The following is a 15,394-nucleotide window of genomic DNA, read 5'->3' as shown; positions in this document are numbered from 1 at the left end:
GGAGGGCCGGGTGGCCCGCTCCGCATATGGTGGTTCGGATTGCAGGATCAACCCGCGATGCGCAGGTTTGACAGCTCATCGCCGATCTGACGGAAGGTTTCGGCCAGTTCGCCGCCCGTGGTGTTCCAGAACAGTTTCGCTGGCTTGCCGCCGTCGAGGCGAACACGGGAATCGGACGAGCAGGTTTTTAGCAGCTCCATCTGGGCTTTTTCGTCCGTCTTGCTGCTGTTCAGGTCCACCGCGACGGTCATAATGATGATGTTGGCATTTTTCGCGTTGTTGCAAAGCGTGGCAAAGCGGGCATTCATCGCTTTGGTGTAGACGCCGTTATCTTGCGAAACGGACACGCCGCTTTCCTGAAATAGCCGGGTCTGGCTGTAGCCCTTCGTGGTGCGGCTCGTATAGCCATGCGCCGAATAGTAGGACAGATTGCTGGCCTTATCCCTGTTCGATCCTGCTAGCGAATTATAGGTGTAGTAGGTATTAGCGCCGTCGGTGAGCACGATGACGACCTTGTCGTTGCCGCGGTCGGTCGACGGGCGACCCTCCGTAAAGGGTGCACCCTGGACGAGCGTGCGCCAGCCCCAAGCCATGCCTTCGGGCACATTCGTACCGCCATTCGGTTGCATGGCCTTGATGGCCGTCTTGATCGTGGCCTTACCCGCATCGTTGGTGATATCAGTCAGGCGCGTGATGGCTGTAGTAGTACAGCTGTAATTCGGGCCACCGCCATCAGAACGCTTCGACAGCACGTTGTTCAGATAATATTTCTTGAGGTCCTTCTGGCGGGCCGCGCCGCTCAATTTCAAATCGTCCGTCCACCAGCTGTTCAGCGTAAGATTCGTCGGGTTGTTTTTCGAATCGACATCGTAATACTCCGCCGGACCAAACATCGGCACAAACAGGGTTTCCGGTTTGCTCTCGGTTGGGGGCGTCACGTCCAGCGCCAATGCTCCGGGACGCGCCTCGACACATCCCGCCCATGGAATCCAGGAGGCGGACGAACGCTTTGCAAGATCGGCATAGAGCGCGGCGCGGGAAAATGCCTTGTTGTTGTCCGTGCCCCAGCCGCTGCCCGATTTGAAGTAAAGGCCGCTGCCTTTCGGGTTTTCGATGATGCTGCGCGTATTATCGATCTCAACAGGCAGGGTGAAGTTTTCGAGGTTGACCGGGGAGGTCCCGCTTGGGTCCATCCATGTTTCTTTAAGATAGTTCGGCCCGACATTGACCGATCCGGCAAAAGGTACGAGCGAAAACTGTATCGGCTTTTCAACACGCGTAATCAGCGCCGATTGTGCAGCCATGGTGTCGACAAGCTGCGTTGCGGCATCTTTAAGCAACTGCAGACGTTGCTTGTTCGAACCTGCGCCGGTGTCATTCATCGAGCCTGAATTATCGAGCACAAGCGCCACTTCGACGGTGTTCTTCAACCGCACGAAGGAACTCATCGCATATTGCTTGTTGTCCCAATCGTCAGCCGAATTGGTCAGCTGGGCTGCGATGGAACCAAACAGCGATGGATATCGGAAGCTTGCGGTGGCCTCGATCTGCTGGTCATCGTTCGATGTTCGCGGAAAATTGATGGCAAAGGCGACGCGGTCTGCGGCAAGGGCGGTCAGGTTCACATTGAAGACCTTGCCGCCATAGGCCTGCATGTCGGCCTCGCTCGCGCCGGTCGAAAAGCGCTTGCCGACCGCCAGCGCCGCCGCGTCGAGCGCGGCCTGCACATTGTTGCGGGTGCGCATGAGATTGGTCGCATCGATCGCGACCATACCGACAAGGAGCAGCGGTACCAGCAATATGGCGGTGATCATCGCGAAATTGCCACGCTCATCCCCGCGAAACCGGTTTGCTCTTTCGGCAAGGCGTCCGCAATTGGCCTTGCGCGCAAAGCCGGTCACACAGGCAGCGCATAGCCGCCTTGCTGGTCCGCTCCAGTTATTCAAATCCACGCCCGCCCGAAAGGTTGTGTTGCTTTTGGTTGAACCGAAAGGTTGTGCGCTGTTCCTAGCAGCATCTTTCTAACAGTCGGTCACGAAGCGCGGTAAATGATCGGTGAATCTGCCAGTAAGCTTATTAAGTCTTTCCTGATGGGGTGTTTAGACGCGGCGCTTTCTCGGCTTATTGGCGGTAAAGCTCGTGACAGTTTTGATCGGCTGCGTTAGATGGAGCCCATGCAGCGCAGATAAGCGGGCATTGCTCGCCTCAGAAATGGAATATCAAGAGGAAGACTATGAAGCAGCTTGAAAGCCTCGATGACCTGGCCGGCCAGTATGACGTGTTCTTCTGCGACGTCTGGGGCGTGGTGCATAATGGCGTTGCTGCACATCCGGCTGCTGTCGATGCGCTGAAGCGCGCCCGCGCCAGAGGCGTCACGGTCATTCTCGTCACCAATTCTCCGCGCCCGCATCCGGGTGTCGAAGCGCAGCTGGAAATGCTGGACGTGCCTGCGGATACCTATGACCGTGTCGTCACCTCCGGCGACGTGACCCGCGATCTGATCGCCGAAGGTCCGCGCAAAGTTCTGCATATCGGTCGTGAGAACGAATTGTCGATCTATGACGGGCTGGATGTGGAGCTGGTGGAAGAATTCGAGGCCGATGGTGTCGTTTGCACCGGTCTTGCCGATGACGATGTGGAAACGCCTGCCGATTACGCCGATTTGCTGCAGCGTCTGCGTTCGCGCAATCTGCCTTTCATCTGCGCCAATCCCGATATCATGGTTGAGCGCGGTCCGCGTCTTGTCTGGTGTGCAGGCGCTCTTGCGCGCGATTACGGCCAGCTGGGCGGTCGCACGCTGATCGCCGGCAAGCCGCATCGCCCGATCTACGAGGCGGCGCTCCATGCGGCGGAAGAAATTCGCGGCGGCGCCGTCGACAAAAGCCGTATTCTCGGCATTGGCGACGGTGTGCTGACCGATGTGAAGGGCGCTGCCGGTTTCGGTCTCGATGTGCTCTATATTTCGGGCGGCGTACACGCCGCCGATTATGCGGATAACGGGGCTGTCGATCTTGAGAAGATGGAAGCGTTTCTGGAGAAACACGGTCATCGCCCGGTCGCCTCGCTTTATGCACTCGTCTGATCAGCAAGCCCCGATATAAGCCAGTCAAGACTCAGGCACACCATGACGAACTCTGATTTTCAACGCCTTTCGGGAACCGACACCCTGCCGGAGCGCCTGCGCAATTGCGTGGTGGCCATCGGCAATTTCGATGGCGTTCATCGCGGACATCAGGCCGTGCTCGAGCGGGCGCTGGAAATCGCGGCCAAGGAAAATCTGCCTGCGGTCGTGCTGACATTCGAGCCGCATCCGCGCAGCTTCTTCAAGCCGGACGAGCCGATCGACCGCCTCACCGATGCGCGTGAAAAGGCATCGATCCTGCGGCATATGGGCTTCCATGCGGTGGTGGAACAGCCTTTTACCGCTGAATTCTCCAGCCAGTCGGCGGAGGATTTCGTACAGCATATTCTGGTCGAAAAGCTTCATGCCAGCCGTGTCGTGACTGGCTATGATTTCCATTTCGGAAAAGGTCGGCGCGGCACGCCGGAATTTCTCCTGCAGGCAGGCGAGGGCGCTGGTTTCCACGTCACGCTGGTCGATGCCTTTACCGATGAGGGCGACAATCTCGTTTCGTCCACGCGGGTTCGCAATCTGCTTTGCGACGGCGATGTTGCCGGAGCGGCAGGTTTGCTCGGCTATCGCTATGCCGTTTGCGGCGAAGTCATCCACGGCAAGAAGCTTGGACGCACGCTGGGCTTCCCCACGGCCAATATGCAGGTCAGCGCCCAGACCAGCTTGAAACATGGCATCTATGCCGTCCGCTTCCGCAGGCAGGATGGCAGTCTGCATGACGGCGTCGCCAGTTTTGGTCGCCGCCCGACGGTGGATAGCGACGGTAAACCGCTTCTTGAAACATTCCTGTTCGACTTCTCCGGCGATCTCTACGGCGAAGACGCCTGCGTTTCGTTCTTCGGCTTTTTGCGCGGTGAAGTGAAGTTCGACGGGCTGGACGCGCTGATCGTGCAGATGAAGCGCGATGAAGAAGAGGCCCGCGCCTTGCTGGCCGGCGCGCGCCCGCTTTCGGAGCTGGATCGCGCTCTTTCTTTCAGGTGAATTGTAAAGAGCTATTTTTCTACCTAAGATTTAAGTTAAATTTTACGTATTTCGGTCAGAGAGTGTTAAACACCTTGCGCACTTTCGAGGTGCTGTTTGTCGGAGATCTTGTTTTGCGTATTCTCTCACTGGCCCTCGTTGCAGGCACTCTCATTCCCTTCGGTTCCATCGCTTATGCCGCCGATGTGCAGCAGACCGATATCTATGCCGCGGAGACGGTTCAGCCGACCCGCAAGCATTTCTGGTCTGGTGACTGGTATCTCAAGGTCGGCGCCGCCGGGCTGGTTGCGCCCAAGTTTGAAGGCTCGAACAAATATCGCTTTTCCGCGCAGCCGCTGATTTCGCTCGGCCGTCAGGGCGAGTCGACGCGGTTTTCCTCGCGTAATGACAATGTCTCTTTCGCACTGATCGACAACAACCGCATCCGCGCCGGTCTGGCAGGCAAGCTGCTGTTCGAACGCGACGACGACATTCACGGACTGAAAGACACCAAGTTCGGCGGCGAAGTGGGCGGCTTTGCCGAAGTCTATCCGACCGACTGGATGCGCGTGCGCGGCGAGGTGCGCCAGGGCATTCGCGCCCATAAGGGCGTGGTTGCCGACATTTCCGCTGACGCCTTTTATGATGTCACGCCAGTCATCCGCGTTTCGGCGGGTCCGCGCGCAACCTTCGCGTCGAAGGACTATTTCAAGACCTATTATGGCGTCGATGCCGAGGAATCCGCTGCTTCCGGCCTGTCGGAATATAATCCCGGCGGCGGTTTCAAATCGGCCGGTTTCGGCGGCGCCATCAACTGGAAGGCGACCGACAAGATCGATACCAGCCTTTTCGGTGAATATACCCGCCTGCAGGGCCCGGCGAAGGATTCGAGCATCGTCAAGGAGCGCGGCTCGCGCGACCAGTTCATGGTTGGCGTGTCGGCGACCTATCGCTTCGACTTCTCGCTTGACTAAGACCATTCGGCAGCCAATGCCGATGCTACTGTGAAGATATTCAGGGGCAGAGATGCAGTTTTATTGCGTCTTTGTTCCCCTGGCCTCTTTATTCCTGCAAAGCTCATTGCTAAAAGCGTGCCCATGATGACGGATTTTCGGCTTATCATGACGGCCATACGAATTATTGGCCCGGCCTCCCGCTTTGCCTGAATGGCTGTTTTGCCAGGCAATAACTGGTGCGGAGGTCCGGGAACGACCGGCTGTGCTCTTACAGTCCCCCTGTTATCGTTGATCCACATGCCCGCCATTTCTGGCCGAGGCTCCACAGGCGAATACCCATCATGACCGAGACGACCAAGATCGATTACTCAAAAACCCTCAATCTGCCGCAGACAGAATTTCCGATGCGCGCGGGCCTGCCGCAGCGCGAACCGCTGTTCGTCGAGCGCTGGGAGGGGATGAACCTTTACAAGAAGCTGCGCGAGCAGGCGAAAGACCGCCCGCTCTATGTGCTGCACGATGGCCCGCCCTATGCCAACGGCAATATCCATATCGGCCATGCGCTGAACAAGATCCTTAAGGACGTCATCACCCGCTCGTTCCAGATGCGCGGCTTCAACTCGAACTATGTTCCGGGCTGGGATTGCCACGGCTTGCCGATCGAGTGGAAGATCGAGGAAAAATATCGCGCCGAAGGCAAGAACAAGGACGAAGTGCCGATCAACGAATTCCGCAGGGAATGCCGGGAATTCGCCGCCAACTGGATCAAGGTCCAGACGGATGAGTTCAAGCGCCTTGCTATCCTCGGCGATTTCGAAAACCCCTATACCACGATGAACTTTCATGCTGAATCGCGTATCGCTGGCGAGCTTCTCAAGTTCGCGGCTTCCGGTCAGCTTTATCGCGGTTCCAAGCCGGTGATGTGGTCGGTTGTCGAACGCACCGCGCTCGCCGAGGCCGAAGTCGAATATCATGATGTCGAGTCGGATATGATCTGGGTCAAGTTCCCGGTCGCTGGTCAGAACGAACTTTCTGGCAGCGATGTGGTGATCTGGACGACCACCCCATGGACCATCCCCGGCAACCGCGCCGTGTCCTATTCGTCGCGTATCGCCTACGGGCTTTATGAAGTCACGGAAGCCGAGAATGATTTTGGCCCGCGTCCTGGCGAAAAGCTCATCTTCGCCGACAAGCTGGCCGAAGAAAGCTTCGCCAAGGCAAAGCTTCAATTCAAGCGCCTGCGCAGTGTTTCGTCCGATGAGCTTGGCAAGGTCGTGCTCGATCATCCGCTGAAGGGCTTTGGCGGCGGCTATGAGTTCGCAGTTCCGATGCTCGACGGTGACCATGTGACCGACGATGCGGGCACGGGCTTCGTCCACACCGCGCCAAGCCATGGCCGCGAAGACTTTGAAGCCTGGATGAACAATGTTCGCGAGCTGGAAGCGCGCGGTATCGATCCGAGCATCCCGTTCCCGGTCGACGATGGCGGCTACTATACCAAGGACGCGCCGGGCTTTGGCCCGGACCGCGAAGGCGGTCCCGCACGCGTCATCGATGACAACGGTAAGAAGGGCGACGCCAACAAGTCGGTGATGGATCAGCTCATCGCGCGTGACAAGCTCTTCGCCCGTGGTCGCCTGAAGCACTCCTATCCGCATTCCTGGCGTTCCAAGAAGCAGGTCATCTTCCGCAACACGCCGCAATGGTTCGTCTATATGGACAAGAACCTTGGCGACGGCACCACACTGCGTTCGCGCGCGCTGAAGGCCATCGACGATACGCGTTTCGTCCCGGCTGCCGGTCAGACGCGCCTGCGTTCCATGATTGAAGGCCGCCCGGACTGGGTGCTTTCGCGCCAGCGCGCATGGGGCGTGCCGATCTGCGTTTTCGTGGATGAGGAAGGCACCATCCTTCAGGATGATGCGGTCAACAAGCGTGTTCTCGATGCTTTTGAAGCCGAAGGTGCCGATGCATGGTTTGCCGAAGGCGCGCGCGAGCGGTTCCTCGGCAACCGCGCCAATGAGCCTTGGGTGCAGGTGCGCGACATTCTGGACGTGTGGTTCGATTCCGGTTCGACCCACACCTTCACGCTGGAAGACCGCCCGGACATGAAGTGGCCCGCAGACGTCTATCTCGAAGGCTCGGACCAGCATCGCGGCTGGTTCCATTCGTCGCTTCTCGAAAGCTGCGGCACGCGCGGTCGCGCGCCATATAATGCCGTCGTGACCCATGGCTTCACCATGGACGAGCACGGCAAAAAAATGTCGAAGTCGCTCGGCAATACGGTAACGCCGCAGGACGTCATTAAGGAATCCGGCGCGGATATCCTGCGTCTCTGGGTCATGACGACCGATTATTGGGAAGATCAGCGTCTCGGCAAGAGCATCATCCAGACCAATATTGACGCCTATCGCAAGCTGCGCAACACCATCCGGTGGATGCTGGGCACGCTGGCGCATGATGAAGGCGAAAACGTCGCTTATGCCGATCTGCCGGAACTTGAACGCCTGATGCTGCATCGTCTGACCGAACTGGATGAAGTCGTCCGCTCCGGCTATGATGCCTTCGATTTCAAACGCATTGCGCGCTCGCTGATCGATTTCATGAACGTCGAGCTTTCGGCCTTCTATTTCGATATCCGCAAGGACGCGCTTTACTGCGATGCGCCGTCGAGCGTGCGCCGCAAGGCCGCGTTGCAGACGGTGCGCGAAATCTTCGACCGCCTGACGACCTGGCTGGCGCCCATGCTGCCTTTCACCATGGAAGAAGCATGGCTCGACCGTTATCCGCAGTCGGTTTCGGTTCATGCCGAGCAGTTCCGCCCGACGCTGGCCGAATGGCGCGACGACGTGCTGGCTGAAAAGTGGCGCAAGGTGCGCGCGGTTCGCCGCGTCGTGACCGGCGCTCTCGAACTGGAACGCGCCGACAAGCGCATCGGTTCGTCGCTGGAAGCTTCGCCGGTGGTCCATATCTCCGACAAGAGCCTGAGCGATTCGCTCGATGGTCTCGATTTTGCGGAGATCTGCATCACCAGCGGCATCTCGTTCAGCGATGCAGCGGCACCGGAAGGCGCTTTCATGCTTGGCGATGTGAAGGGCGTGGCCGTTGTGCCAGCGCGTGCCGAAGGCGAAAAATGCGCGCGGTCGTGGCGCTACACCACCGATGTGGGTTCCGACCCGGAATTCCCGGAAGTGTCGGCGCGCGATGCCGAGGCACTGCGCGAATTGAAGGCGCTCGGCAAGCTCGACGCCTGATTGCAGAGATCGCAATCCGCTCCGGTTTCATCCGGGGCGGATTGTTTGTTTGCGTGACAGGGGTTGCAGCCTTGCGCGTGAACATGGTGAAATAGCGGTTAATGCCGGATTGCCGCATGGGTTGCTCTCATGTACAAGGCAGTCCTCGGAAAATTTACGATCTGCCTTGGAGTTGCCGGTTTTTTGAGGCAAGGCACGCTGGAGCAAGCCTCGCGAACAAAGAATCGACAGGCGTAAAAGAAGTGGCGCTAATGAAGATTGACGGACGAGTTCTGATACTTATGACGGCTGTAGCGGGTCTTTCGCTGTCAGGCTGCATGTCATCGCCAACCTACGGAACGGACAAGACGTCGGGCGCACAGCTCCTTGACGACGTTTCCAATATGGCGAGCTTCGGTCAGGGCAAGAACAAGAAAGAACGCATCGACTACAAGCCGCGTCCCGATCTTGTACGTCCGGCTCCGGGCGACAAGGGTCAGCTTCCTGCGCCGCAGGACAATGTTGCAAGTGCGGGTGGTGCAAACTGGCCAGAATCGCCGGAACAGCGCCGTAAGCGCCTGCGCGATGAAATCACGGCCAACCGTGACAATCCGAATTTCGTCTCTCCGATCGAAGCTGACGGCCCGGTTGCAAGCAATTTGCAGACGGCGCTGCCGGGCGGCAACAGCCGCCGCGAAGAATATGATTCCCGTTTGCCGAACGCCGATCCCAAGAAGATCGCCGCGCTGAAGGCAGAGCGTGCGGCGCAGACGCAGGGGTCGGCTACCAACCGCAAATATCTGAGCGAGCCGCCGCTTGCCTATCGCCAACCGGCGTCCACCGCCGCTACCGGCGAACTGGGTCAGGATGAGGCGCAAAAGGAACGCGAGCGCAAGAAGGCCGCTGGCAAGTCCAAGGGCTGGCGCGATTATCTTCCCTGGAACTAATCCGGAATTATTCCGTAACAGTTTGAGCAGCCATGGCGCGAATATCCGCCGTGGCTGTTTTGTTTCGGACATAATAGAGATATACTCGTTCAAGATGAATAAAGGTATTGTTTCGTAATACATTAATTTTTTTAATATTGTTCGAGATGACATCTATTTGATTTCAATCAAGGACATCATCGCTGGCATAAGGCACCGTGCCACTTTCAGTTCTAGGATACAATTCAATGGCCAACGCAAACACGATCTGGGACAGCCGCAATGGTTATGGCGTTGTCTCCCGAAGCTTTCACTGGTTGATGGCCCTCTTGTTTCTCTGGCAGTTCATGTCGGCCATTCTGCGCGTCTTCGCCAAGGACAGCGCGATATATAGTTTCTTCTGGTCGATGCATCACCAGCTTGGTTTCGCATTGCTGGTGCTGGTTTTGTTGCGTGGCGTCTGGGGTATTTTGAATCTCGGTCGCCGTCCGCAGACGGACGGTCTTGTCGGCAAGATGGCATCGCTCGGGCATCTGGCGATTTATGGGCTGATGTTTGCCGTCCCGGCGCTCGGCTTGTTGCGCTCTTATGGCAATGGGCGTGGCTTTTCGTTTCTCGGTCTGCAAATTTTCGCGGAGACAGGCGTGAAAGATGACGCGCTGACATCTCCGGGCAATGCTTTTCACGGCTTGCTCGGCTGGGTTCTGCTGGCGGTCATCGGCTGCCATGTCTTCATGGCGCTTTTCCACCATTTCGCGCTGCGTGACGACACACTGCGCCATATGACGGGGCATAAGGCTCGCGGCTGATAAGCCCCCGTGCCTTACAGGAATTTGAGGATAAAGAACCCCGGAAGAAGACATAAGGCGGCGCAGAGGCAATAGGTAAAGCCAAAGCAATCGCGCCAGATTCTGGCCACTTCGGCTTGATCCTTATGGTCCGGTTTGGACGCCGCCGTTTTTGCGCGAATGCGTGTGATGATCTTTGCAAGACCTGCTGCGACGCCAACAACCAGCAAAGCCCCCGCCAGAAATAGCAGTTCAATAAGATATATGGACCGGGTCACCAGCCCTGTTCCATAGGCCCAGCTGTATATTTGCCTCTGAAAAGATAATGGCCCGAACGCCAGCAGCAGGGAGAAAGCGGCGATACAATAGAGACCAAAGCGTTTGCACCTAATGCTGACGGGCGCTGGTGGCTGGCTTTCAAACTCTGCCAACTGGCGGCGAAAGCTTCGCGCCTGAATCCAGGGCATGTAAAAAATCGCAATGACGCCGACCAGAATATAATTCAGCACATCTTCCGCCGAGATTGCCAGTGCGGGAAAATATCGATTGATAACAATGACCGCGCCCAGCCAGATGAGAAGCACGACAGCGATCAGCGGCATGAGAAGCGCAAATACCAGAATATTCTGTCGGCGGCTGATAGTGGGCTCGGACATGCCGGTCAGCGTTTCTCGCGAAAAAAATCCTTGAGGATTTTCTGCGCTTCGCCTTCCGAAAACCCCGCATAGATTTCCGGTACATGATGACAGGTCGGCTGGGTGTAGAAGCGTGGGCCGTGTTCGACTCCGCCGCCCTTGGGGTCGGATGCGCCGTAATAGAGGCGGCGGATGCGCGCAAAGGAAATTGCAGCCGCGCACATGGCGCAGGGTTCCAGCGTCACGTAGAGGTCGCAATCGACAAGCCGTTCCGATTGCAGGGCCTCACCAGCCTGGCGAATGACCAGCACTTCGGCATGGGCGGTCACGTCGTTCAGCTCCCGCGTGCGGTTTCCCGCGCGGGCGATGATCTGCCCTTCATGAACGACAACAGCGCCAATCGGCACTTCGCCGCGCGCGCCTGCAGCACGTGCTTCATCCAGCGCGGCGCCCATCGGTGTTGCCATGTCGGTAACGGTTGCGGGTGCCCGCTCTTTCATGCGCACTCCATTTCGTGCATTGATCGGGAAATTTCGCTCGCAAGCACTGGAGCGATTTGTTACTGCATAATTCTCGAAATCGAAACCGATTTGCGAACAGATTTATACGGCGTTTTCGTTCCAGACATTCCTTTGCCTGCTTTCGACGGTGCAAGGCGATACGGAAACGCTGCTGAGAGGCCAATACCAGATGACTAAAGACGACGATAACAAGGGCGGCAAGCCGCCTCATGGCCGTAGCGGACGCCCCGAGGGACGTTCGGGCGGACGCCCGGCTGGACGCGGCGGCGACCGCCCCGGTCGTGACAGCCGACCGCGCCGCGATGAAGGCGACCGGGATGACGCGCGCCGCGCCGGTCCGCGCCGGGGTGCCCCGCGCGATGTGGAAACCGAAGAAGATACCAGCGAACGCATCGCCAAGCGTCTGGCGCGTGTTGGCATCGCTTCGCGCCGCGAAGCCGAAACGATGATCGCCGCCGGGCGGATCGCGGTCAACGGCAAGGTGCTGGACAGTCCTGCGGTCAATGTGAAGCGCACCGACGTGATCACGGTTGACGGCAAGCCGCTGAAACAGGCCGAGCGCACCCGCCTGTGGCTCTACCACAAGCCTGCGGGTCTCGTGACCACCAATCGCGATCCGGAAGGTCGCCCGACCGTGTTCGACGCACTGCCAGCTGAAATGCCGCGCGTGCTGTCGGTTGGCCGTCTCGACATCAACACTGAAGGGCTTCTGCTGCTCACCAATGATGGCGGGTTGTCGCGGGTTCTGGAATTGCCGTCTACCGGCTGGCTGCGCCGCTATCGCGTGCGCGCCCATGGCAAGGTCACGCAGCCGCAGCTCGACGAATTGAAGAACGGTATCGCTGTCGATGGCGTGTTCTATGGCAGCATCGAAGCCGAGCTTGAGCGTGTTCAGGGCGCGAATGTCTGGATCAATATTGGTCTGCGCGAAGGCAAGAACCGGGAAGTGAAGAACATTCTTGGCGCGCTCGGTCTGACGGTCGGTCGCCTGATCCGCGTGTCCTTCGGCCCGTTCCAGCTTGGCGATCTTGAAGAAGGCGCTGTGCGCGAAATCAAGGGCCGCACGCTGCGCGACCAGCTGGGCGACAAGCTGGTTGAAGATTCCGGTGCCGATTTCGACGCGCCGATCTTCAACGAGTTCTCCAATGCCGCTGTGCAGGGCCGCACCCGTCGCGAGATGGAAGAAGCTCAACCGGAACAGGAAGGCGAAACCCGCCGCGCACCGCGTGAGCGCGAGTGGATTTCCAGCCGCCCGGAACGCCGTCGCGGACGTGAGGAAAAGACCGAAAAGGTCGAGCCGCGCCGTCGCGGCAATGCCAATGTGTGGATGGCGCCCGGCGCACGTCCAAAGGGCGAGAAGGCCGCTGCCAAGCCTGCTCGCGTCGAACATCAGATGCCGCATCGCGGCGCGAAGTTCAGCGGCGACATGCAGGTGCGTCCGCGCCGTTCGGACGATGCGGAGCAAGGTCGCGAAGAGGGCGGCGAGCGCCGTTACAACAAGCGTCCGGAAGGCCAGCGTTCAAGCGGTCCGCGCGCCGGCGGCAAGCCGGGGGCGGAAGGTCGCTCTTACGGCCCTCGCGCCGAAGGCTCTCGTTTTGAAGGTGGTCGTGCGGAAACGCGCGAAAAGCGCGAGGATGGGCACAAGGAGCGTCGCCCCGGCAAGCGTGAGCGCGCCGAACTGCGCGATGCAGCTTCCGGCGAGCGCTCGCAGGGCGGTTTTGAGGGTCGCAAGACGTTCAAGTCTGACAAGCCATATAAGTCCGACAAGCCGGGCGGTGCGCGCGGTGAGGGCCGTTTCGGCGGTTCCGATCGCGACACGCGTTCAGGCGCGCGCAGCGGTGGCGCTCCACGCGGTTTCAGCGACGGCCCGCGTCGCGGTCCTGAAGGTGGAAAGCCAGCTGGCAAATCGGGCGGCAAGCCTGGTGGACGCCCGGGTGGAAAGCCGACCGGTGGCAAGCCCACCGGCGGAAAACCAGGCGGCGGTGGCAGATCGGGAGGCGGCGGTGCGGATCGTCGGCGGTAAGTTTCGCGGTCGCCCGCTGGTAACACCGTCCACCAACGCCATTCGCCCCACTACGGACCGCACGCGCGAGAGCCTGTTCAATGTTCTCGCGCACAGCTTTCCCGACAAGGTGGAAGGCGCGCGTGTGCTTGATCTCTTCGCAGGCACCGGCGCGCTTGGTCTTGAAGCCCTTTCGCGCGGCGCGCGATACGCGACCTTCGTGGAGGAATCCGCGGAGGGCCGGGGGCTGTTGCGCCAAAATGTCGAGGCGCTCGGCTTGCAGGGCCACACGAAGATTCTCCGCCGTGACGCCTGCCAGCTTGGCATTGTCGGCACGATGGAACCGTTCGATCTGATCTTCGCAGATCCACCCTATGGGCGGCGCATGGGCGAAAAAGCATTTTTATCGGCACTTCAGGGCGGCTGGCTTAATCCTGACGCACTTTTGGTGCTTGAAGAGGCTGCCGAAGCTTCGCTCGAGCTTGACGAACAATTTGTTGTGCTTGACGAGCGGAACTATGGCGGCACAATCATTCGGCTCATCCAAATCAAAGCCGATTGAGATGATTTGCAGCGGTGTTTGCCGTCGCGTTCTTTTTGTGCGGCGACGGTGTCGCCGATATTGATTTGAAGCATGCCGCCCGGAAAGGTCGGGCGGAAATGAAACCGATTGGAGATGTCGCTTGGTGAATAACACCTCCCTCCGACGCCTGTTTTTATCGACCGCTCTTGGTTTCGCGCTGGCTTTGCCGCTCGCAACCGGCTCCGTTGAAGCTCAAAATCAACCCCCTGCCCAAACCGATGCCGCCGAGCCAGCGCCCGCGCCACAGGCGCAAGGCGATCAGGCTGATCAGGCGGCTCTGCCGGAAATCACCCAGTCGGATGGCGTCAGCAATTTCACCTTGCCCAATGGCCTGAAAGTCGTGGTCATTCCCGATCATCGCGCGCCGGTGGTGACGCAGATGATCTGGTATCATGTCGGATCGGCAGACGAAGTGCCGGGCGTTTCCGGCATTGCGCATTTTCTCGAACATCTGATGTTCAAGGGTACGAAAACCCATCCGGCAGGGGAATTTTCGGCCAAGGTCGCGTCGATCGGCGGCGAAGAAAACGCGTTCACCTCCTATGATTACACAGCCTATTATCAGCGGGTTTCGCCGGAAGCGCTGGAAATGATCATGGATTTCGAGTCGGACCGGATGGAAAATCTGGTGCTGAACGATGAAGCCGTGACGACCGAGCGCGAAGTCATTCTGGAAGAACGCCGCATGCGCGTCGATTCCACCCCGGCGGCCATGCTCAATGAAAACACCGATGCGGTGCTGTTCTATAACCACCCCTACCGCAAGCCGGTGATCGGCTGGCGGCAGGAAATGGAAAAGCTGAGCCTCAAGAACGCCATCGATTTCTATCAGCAATATTACACGCCGAACAATGCCACGCTGGTCATCGCCGGTGACGTGACGCCGGAACGCGTGCGTGAATTGACGCTCAAGACCTGGGCCCGCGTACCGAAGCGCGCTGAAGTTCTGCCGCGCGACCGCCCGCAGGAGCCTGAAAAACATGCCGCACGCGTGGTGACGCTGCATGATGCGCGCATCAGCACGCCTTCCTTCCGCATGTCATGGCTGGTTCCTTCCTATGCCAATGAAAAGCGCTTTCCCGGTGTGAAGCCAGGTGATGCGCCGGCGCTCGATCTCTTGAGCGAAATTCTCGGCGGCTCGACCCGTTCGCGCCTTTATCAGACGCTGATCGTCAAAAACGGCATCGCGGCCAACACGGGCGCAGCCTATGGCGGTGATGCGCTGGATGACGGCACGTTCTCGGTCTATGGCTCACCGCGCGACGGCGCAACGCTGGGCGATGTCGAGAAGGCGGTGGAAGCCGAGCTTGCGCGCATCGTCAAGGACGGCGTGACCCAGACAGAACTGGATCAGGCGCGCAATCGCTTCCTGAAGGCGGTTATTTTCGCGCGTGACAGTCAGGCCGGTATGGCGCGGATTTATGGTTCGACGCTTTCTGTTGGCCAGTCCGTGGAAGATATCCAGAAATGGCCAGACCTTATCAAATCCGTCACGGTGGATCAGATTCGTGATGTGGCCGAGCGGTATCTCGTCAAGGACCAGTCGGTGACCAGCTACCTCCTGCCACCCGATGCCGAACCGGAAAATGCCCGTGAGAACCCCAACGCGCCCGCAAGCGGTGCCAGCGGCAATGGTGCAGAGGGAGCGATCCAGTGA

12 protein-coding genes are annotated in these 15,394 nt (G+C 59.0%); 9 read left to right on the top strand and 3 right to left on the bottom strand.

Annotated features, from left to right (window positions below):
- Window positions 1-47: 47 nt before the first annotated feature.
- Window positions 48-1,952: a TadE/TadG family type IV pilus assembly protein gene (locus WIX40_RS04410; protein WP_235891927.1), complete on the bottom strand. Its 1,905-nt coding sequence runs from the start codon at window positions 1,950-1,952 to the stop codon at window positions 48-50.
- A 281-nt stretch (window positions 1,953-2,233) separates the two neighbouring features.
- On the opposite strand from WIX40_RS04410, the gene WIX40_RS04405 reads away from it, so the two are divergent.
- From WIX40_RS04405 to WIX40_RS04380, 6 genes are all read left to right on the top strand, one after another.
- Window positions 2,234-3,082, top strand: a complete 849-nt coding sequence (locus WIX40_RS04405) for a TIGR01459 family HAD-type hydrolase (protein ID WP_339438741.1) — start codon at window positions 2,234-2,236, stop codon at window positions 3,080-3,082.
- Between the two features lie 42 nt (window positions 3,083-3,124).
- Window positions 3,125-4,114, top strand: a complete 990-nt coding sequence (locus WIX40_RS04400; protein WP_109367800.1) for a bifunctional riboflavin kinase/FAD synthetase — start codon at window positions 3,125-3,127, stop codon at window positions 4,112-4,114.
- A 113-nt stretch (window positions 4,115-4,227) separates the two neighbouring features.
- Window positions 4,228-5,067 carry a MipA/OmpV family protein gene (locus WIX40_RS04395; RefSeq protein ID WP_109367799.1) on the top strand — a complete coding sequence of 280 codons (840 nt, stop codon included), beginning with the start codon at window positions 4,228-4,230 and terminating at the stop codon, window positions 5,065-5,067.
- A 323-nt stretch (window positions 5,068-5,390) separates the two neighbouring features.
- On the top strand, window positions 5,391-8,303 hold the full coding sequence (gene ileS, locus WIX40_RS04390; protein ID WP_339438738.1) for an isoleucine--tRNA ligase: 2,913 nt from the start codon (window positions 5,391-5,393) through the stop codon (window positions 8,301-8,303).
- Window positions 8,304-8,554: 251 nt separating this feature from the next.
- Window positions 8,555-9,229, top strand: a complete 675-nt coding sequence (locus tag WIX40_RS04385) for a hypothetical protein (protein ID WP_109367796.1) — start codon at window positions 8,555-8,557, stop codon at window positions 9,227-9,229.
- 227 nt (window positions 9,230-9,456) lie between these two features.
- On the top strand, window positions 9,457-10,017 hold the full coding sequence (locus WIX40_RS04380) for a cytochrome b (protein ID WP_339438735.1): 561 nt from the start codon (window positions 9,457-9,459) through the stop codon (window positions 10,015-10,017).
- A gap of 14 nt (window positions 10,018-10,031) precedes the next feature.
- Here the strand turns inward: WIX40_RS04380 and WIX40_RS04375 are convergent, their stop codons facing one another.
- Together WIX40_RS04375 and WIX40_RS04370 are read right to left on the bottom strand one after the other, a co-directional pair.
- A complete protein-coding gene (locus WIX40_RS04375; RefSeq protein WP_339438733.1) occupies window positions 10,032-10,598 on the bottom strand; it encodes a hypothetical protein in 567 nt (188 codons plus the stop codon).
- Window positions 10,599-10,657: 59 nt separating this feature from the next.
- Complete coding sequence (locus WIX40_RS04370) at window positions 10,658-11,131, bottom strand: nucleoside deaminase (protein WP_140023562.1); 474 nt, start codon at window positions 11,129-11,131, stop codon at window positions 10,658-10,660.
- 190 nt (window positions 11,132-11,321) lie between these two features.
- Here WIX40_RS04370 and WIX40_RS04365 point away from each other — a divergent pair, with 190 nt between their 5' ends.
- From WIX40_RS04365 to WIX40_RS04355, 3 genes are all read left to right on the top strand, one after another.
- Complete coding sequence (locus WIX40_RS04365; RefSeq protein ID WP_339438728.1) at window positions 11,322-13,175, top strand: pseudouridine synthase; 1,854 nt, start codon at window positions 11,322-11,324, stop codon at window positions 13,173-13,175.
- The gene (rsmD, locus tag WIX40_RS04360; RefSeq protein WP_109368034.1) at window positions 13,156-13,716 is read left to right on the top strand and encodes a 16S rRNA (guanine(966)-N(2))-methyltransferase RsmD; all 561 of its coding nucleotides are present in this window, start codon (window positions 13,156-13,158) and stop codon (window positions 13,714-13,716) included. The genes WIX40_RS04365 and rsmD overlap by 20 nt, the downstream gene beginning before the upstream one ends.
- Window positions 13,717-13,840: 124 nt before the next feature.
- Complete coding sequence (locus WIX40_RS04355) at window positions 13,841-15,394, top strand: M16 family metallopeptidase (RefSeq protein WP_109368033.1); 1,554 nt, start codon at window positions 13,841-13,843, stop codon at window positions 15,392-15,394.

The organism is Ochrobactrum teleogrylli (assembly GCF_037482325.1).
In the GTDB taxonomy this organism is placed as follows: Bacteria; Pseudomonadota; Alphaproteobacteria; order Rhizobiales; family Rhizobiaceae; genus Brucella; species Brucella teleogrylli.
This window is presented reverse-complemented; position numbering and strand designations above follow the sequence as displayed.

What these genes read in the sequence shown, in the direction of transcription:
- WIX40_RS04405 (WP_339438741.1), top strand. Translation starts at nt 2,234, where the DNA reads ATGAAGCAGCTTGAAAGCCTCGATGACCTGGCCGGCCAGTATGACGTG.
- WIX40_RS04400 (WP_109367800.1), top strand. Translation starts at nt 3,125, where the DNA reads ATGACGAACTCTGATTTTCAACGCCTTTCGGGAACCGACACCCTGCCG.
- ileS (WP_339438738.1), top strand. Translation starts at nt 5,391, where the DNA reads ATGACCGAGACGACCAAGATCGATTACTCAAAAACCCTCAATCTGCCG.
- WIX40_RS04385 (WP_109367796.1), top strand. Translation starts at nt 8,555, where the DNA reads ATGAAGATTGACGGACGAGTTCTGATACTTATGACGGCTGTAGCGGGT.
- WIX40_RS04380 (WP_339438735.1), top strand. Translation starts at nt 9,457, where the DNA reads ATGGCCAACGCAAACACGATCTGGGACAGCCGCAATGGTTATGGCGTT.
- WIX40_RS04375 (WP_339438733.1), bottom strand. Translation starts at nt 10,598, where the DNA reads ATGCCGCTGATCGCTGTCGTGCTTCTCATCTGGCTGGGCGCGGTCATT.
- WIX40_RS04370 (WP_140023562.1), bottom strand. Translation starts at nt 11,131, where the DNA reads ATGAAAGAGCGGGCACCCGCAACCGTTACCGACATGGCAACACCGATG.
- WIX40_RS04365 (WP_339438728.1), top strand. Translation starts at nt 11,322, where the DNA reads ATGACTAAAGACGACGATAACAAGGGCGGCAAGCCGCCTCATGGCCGT.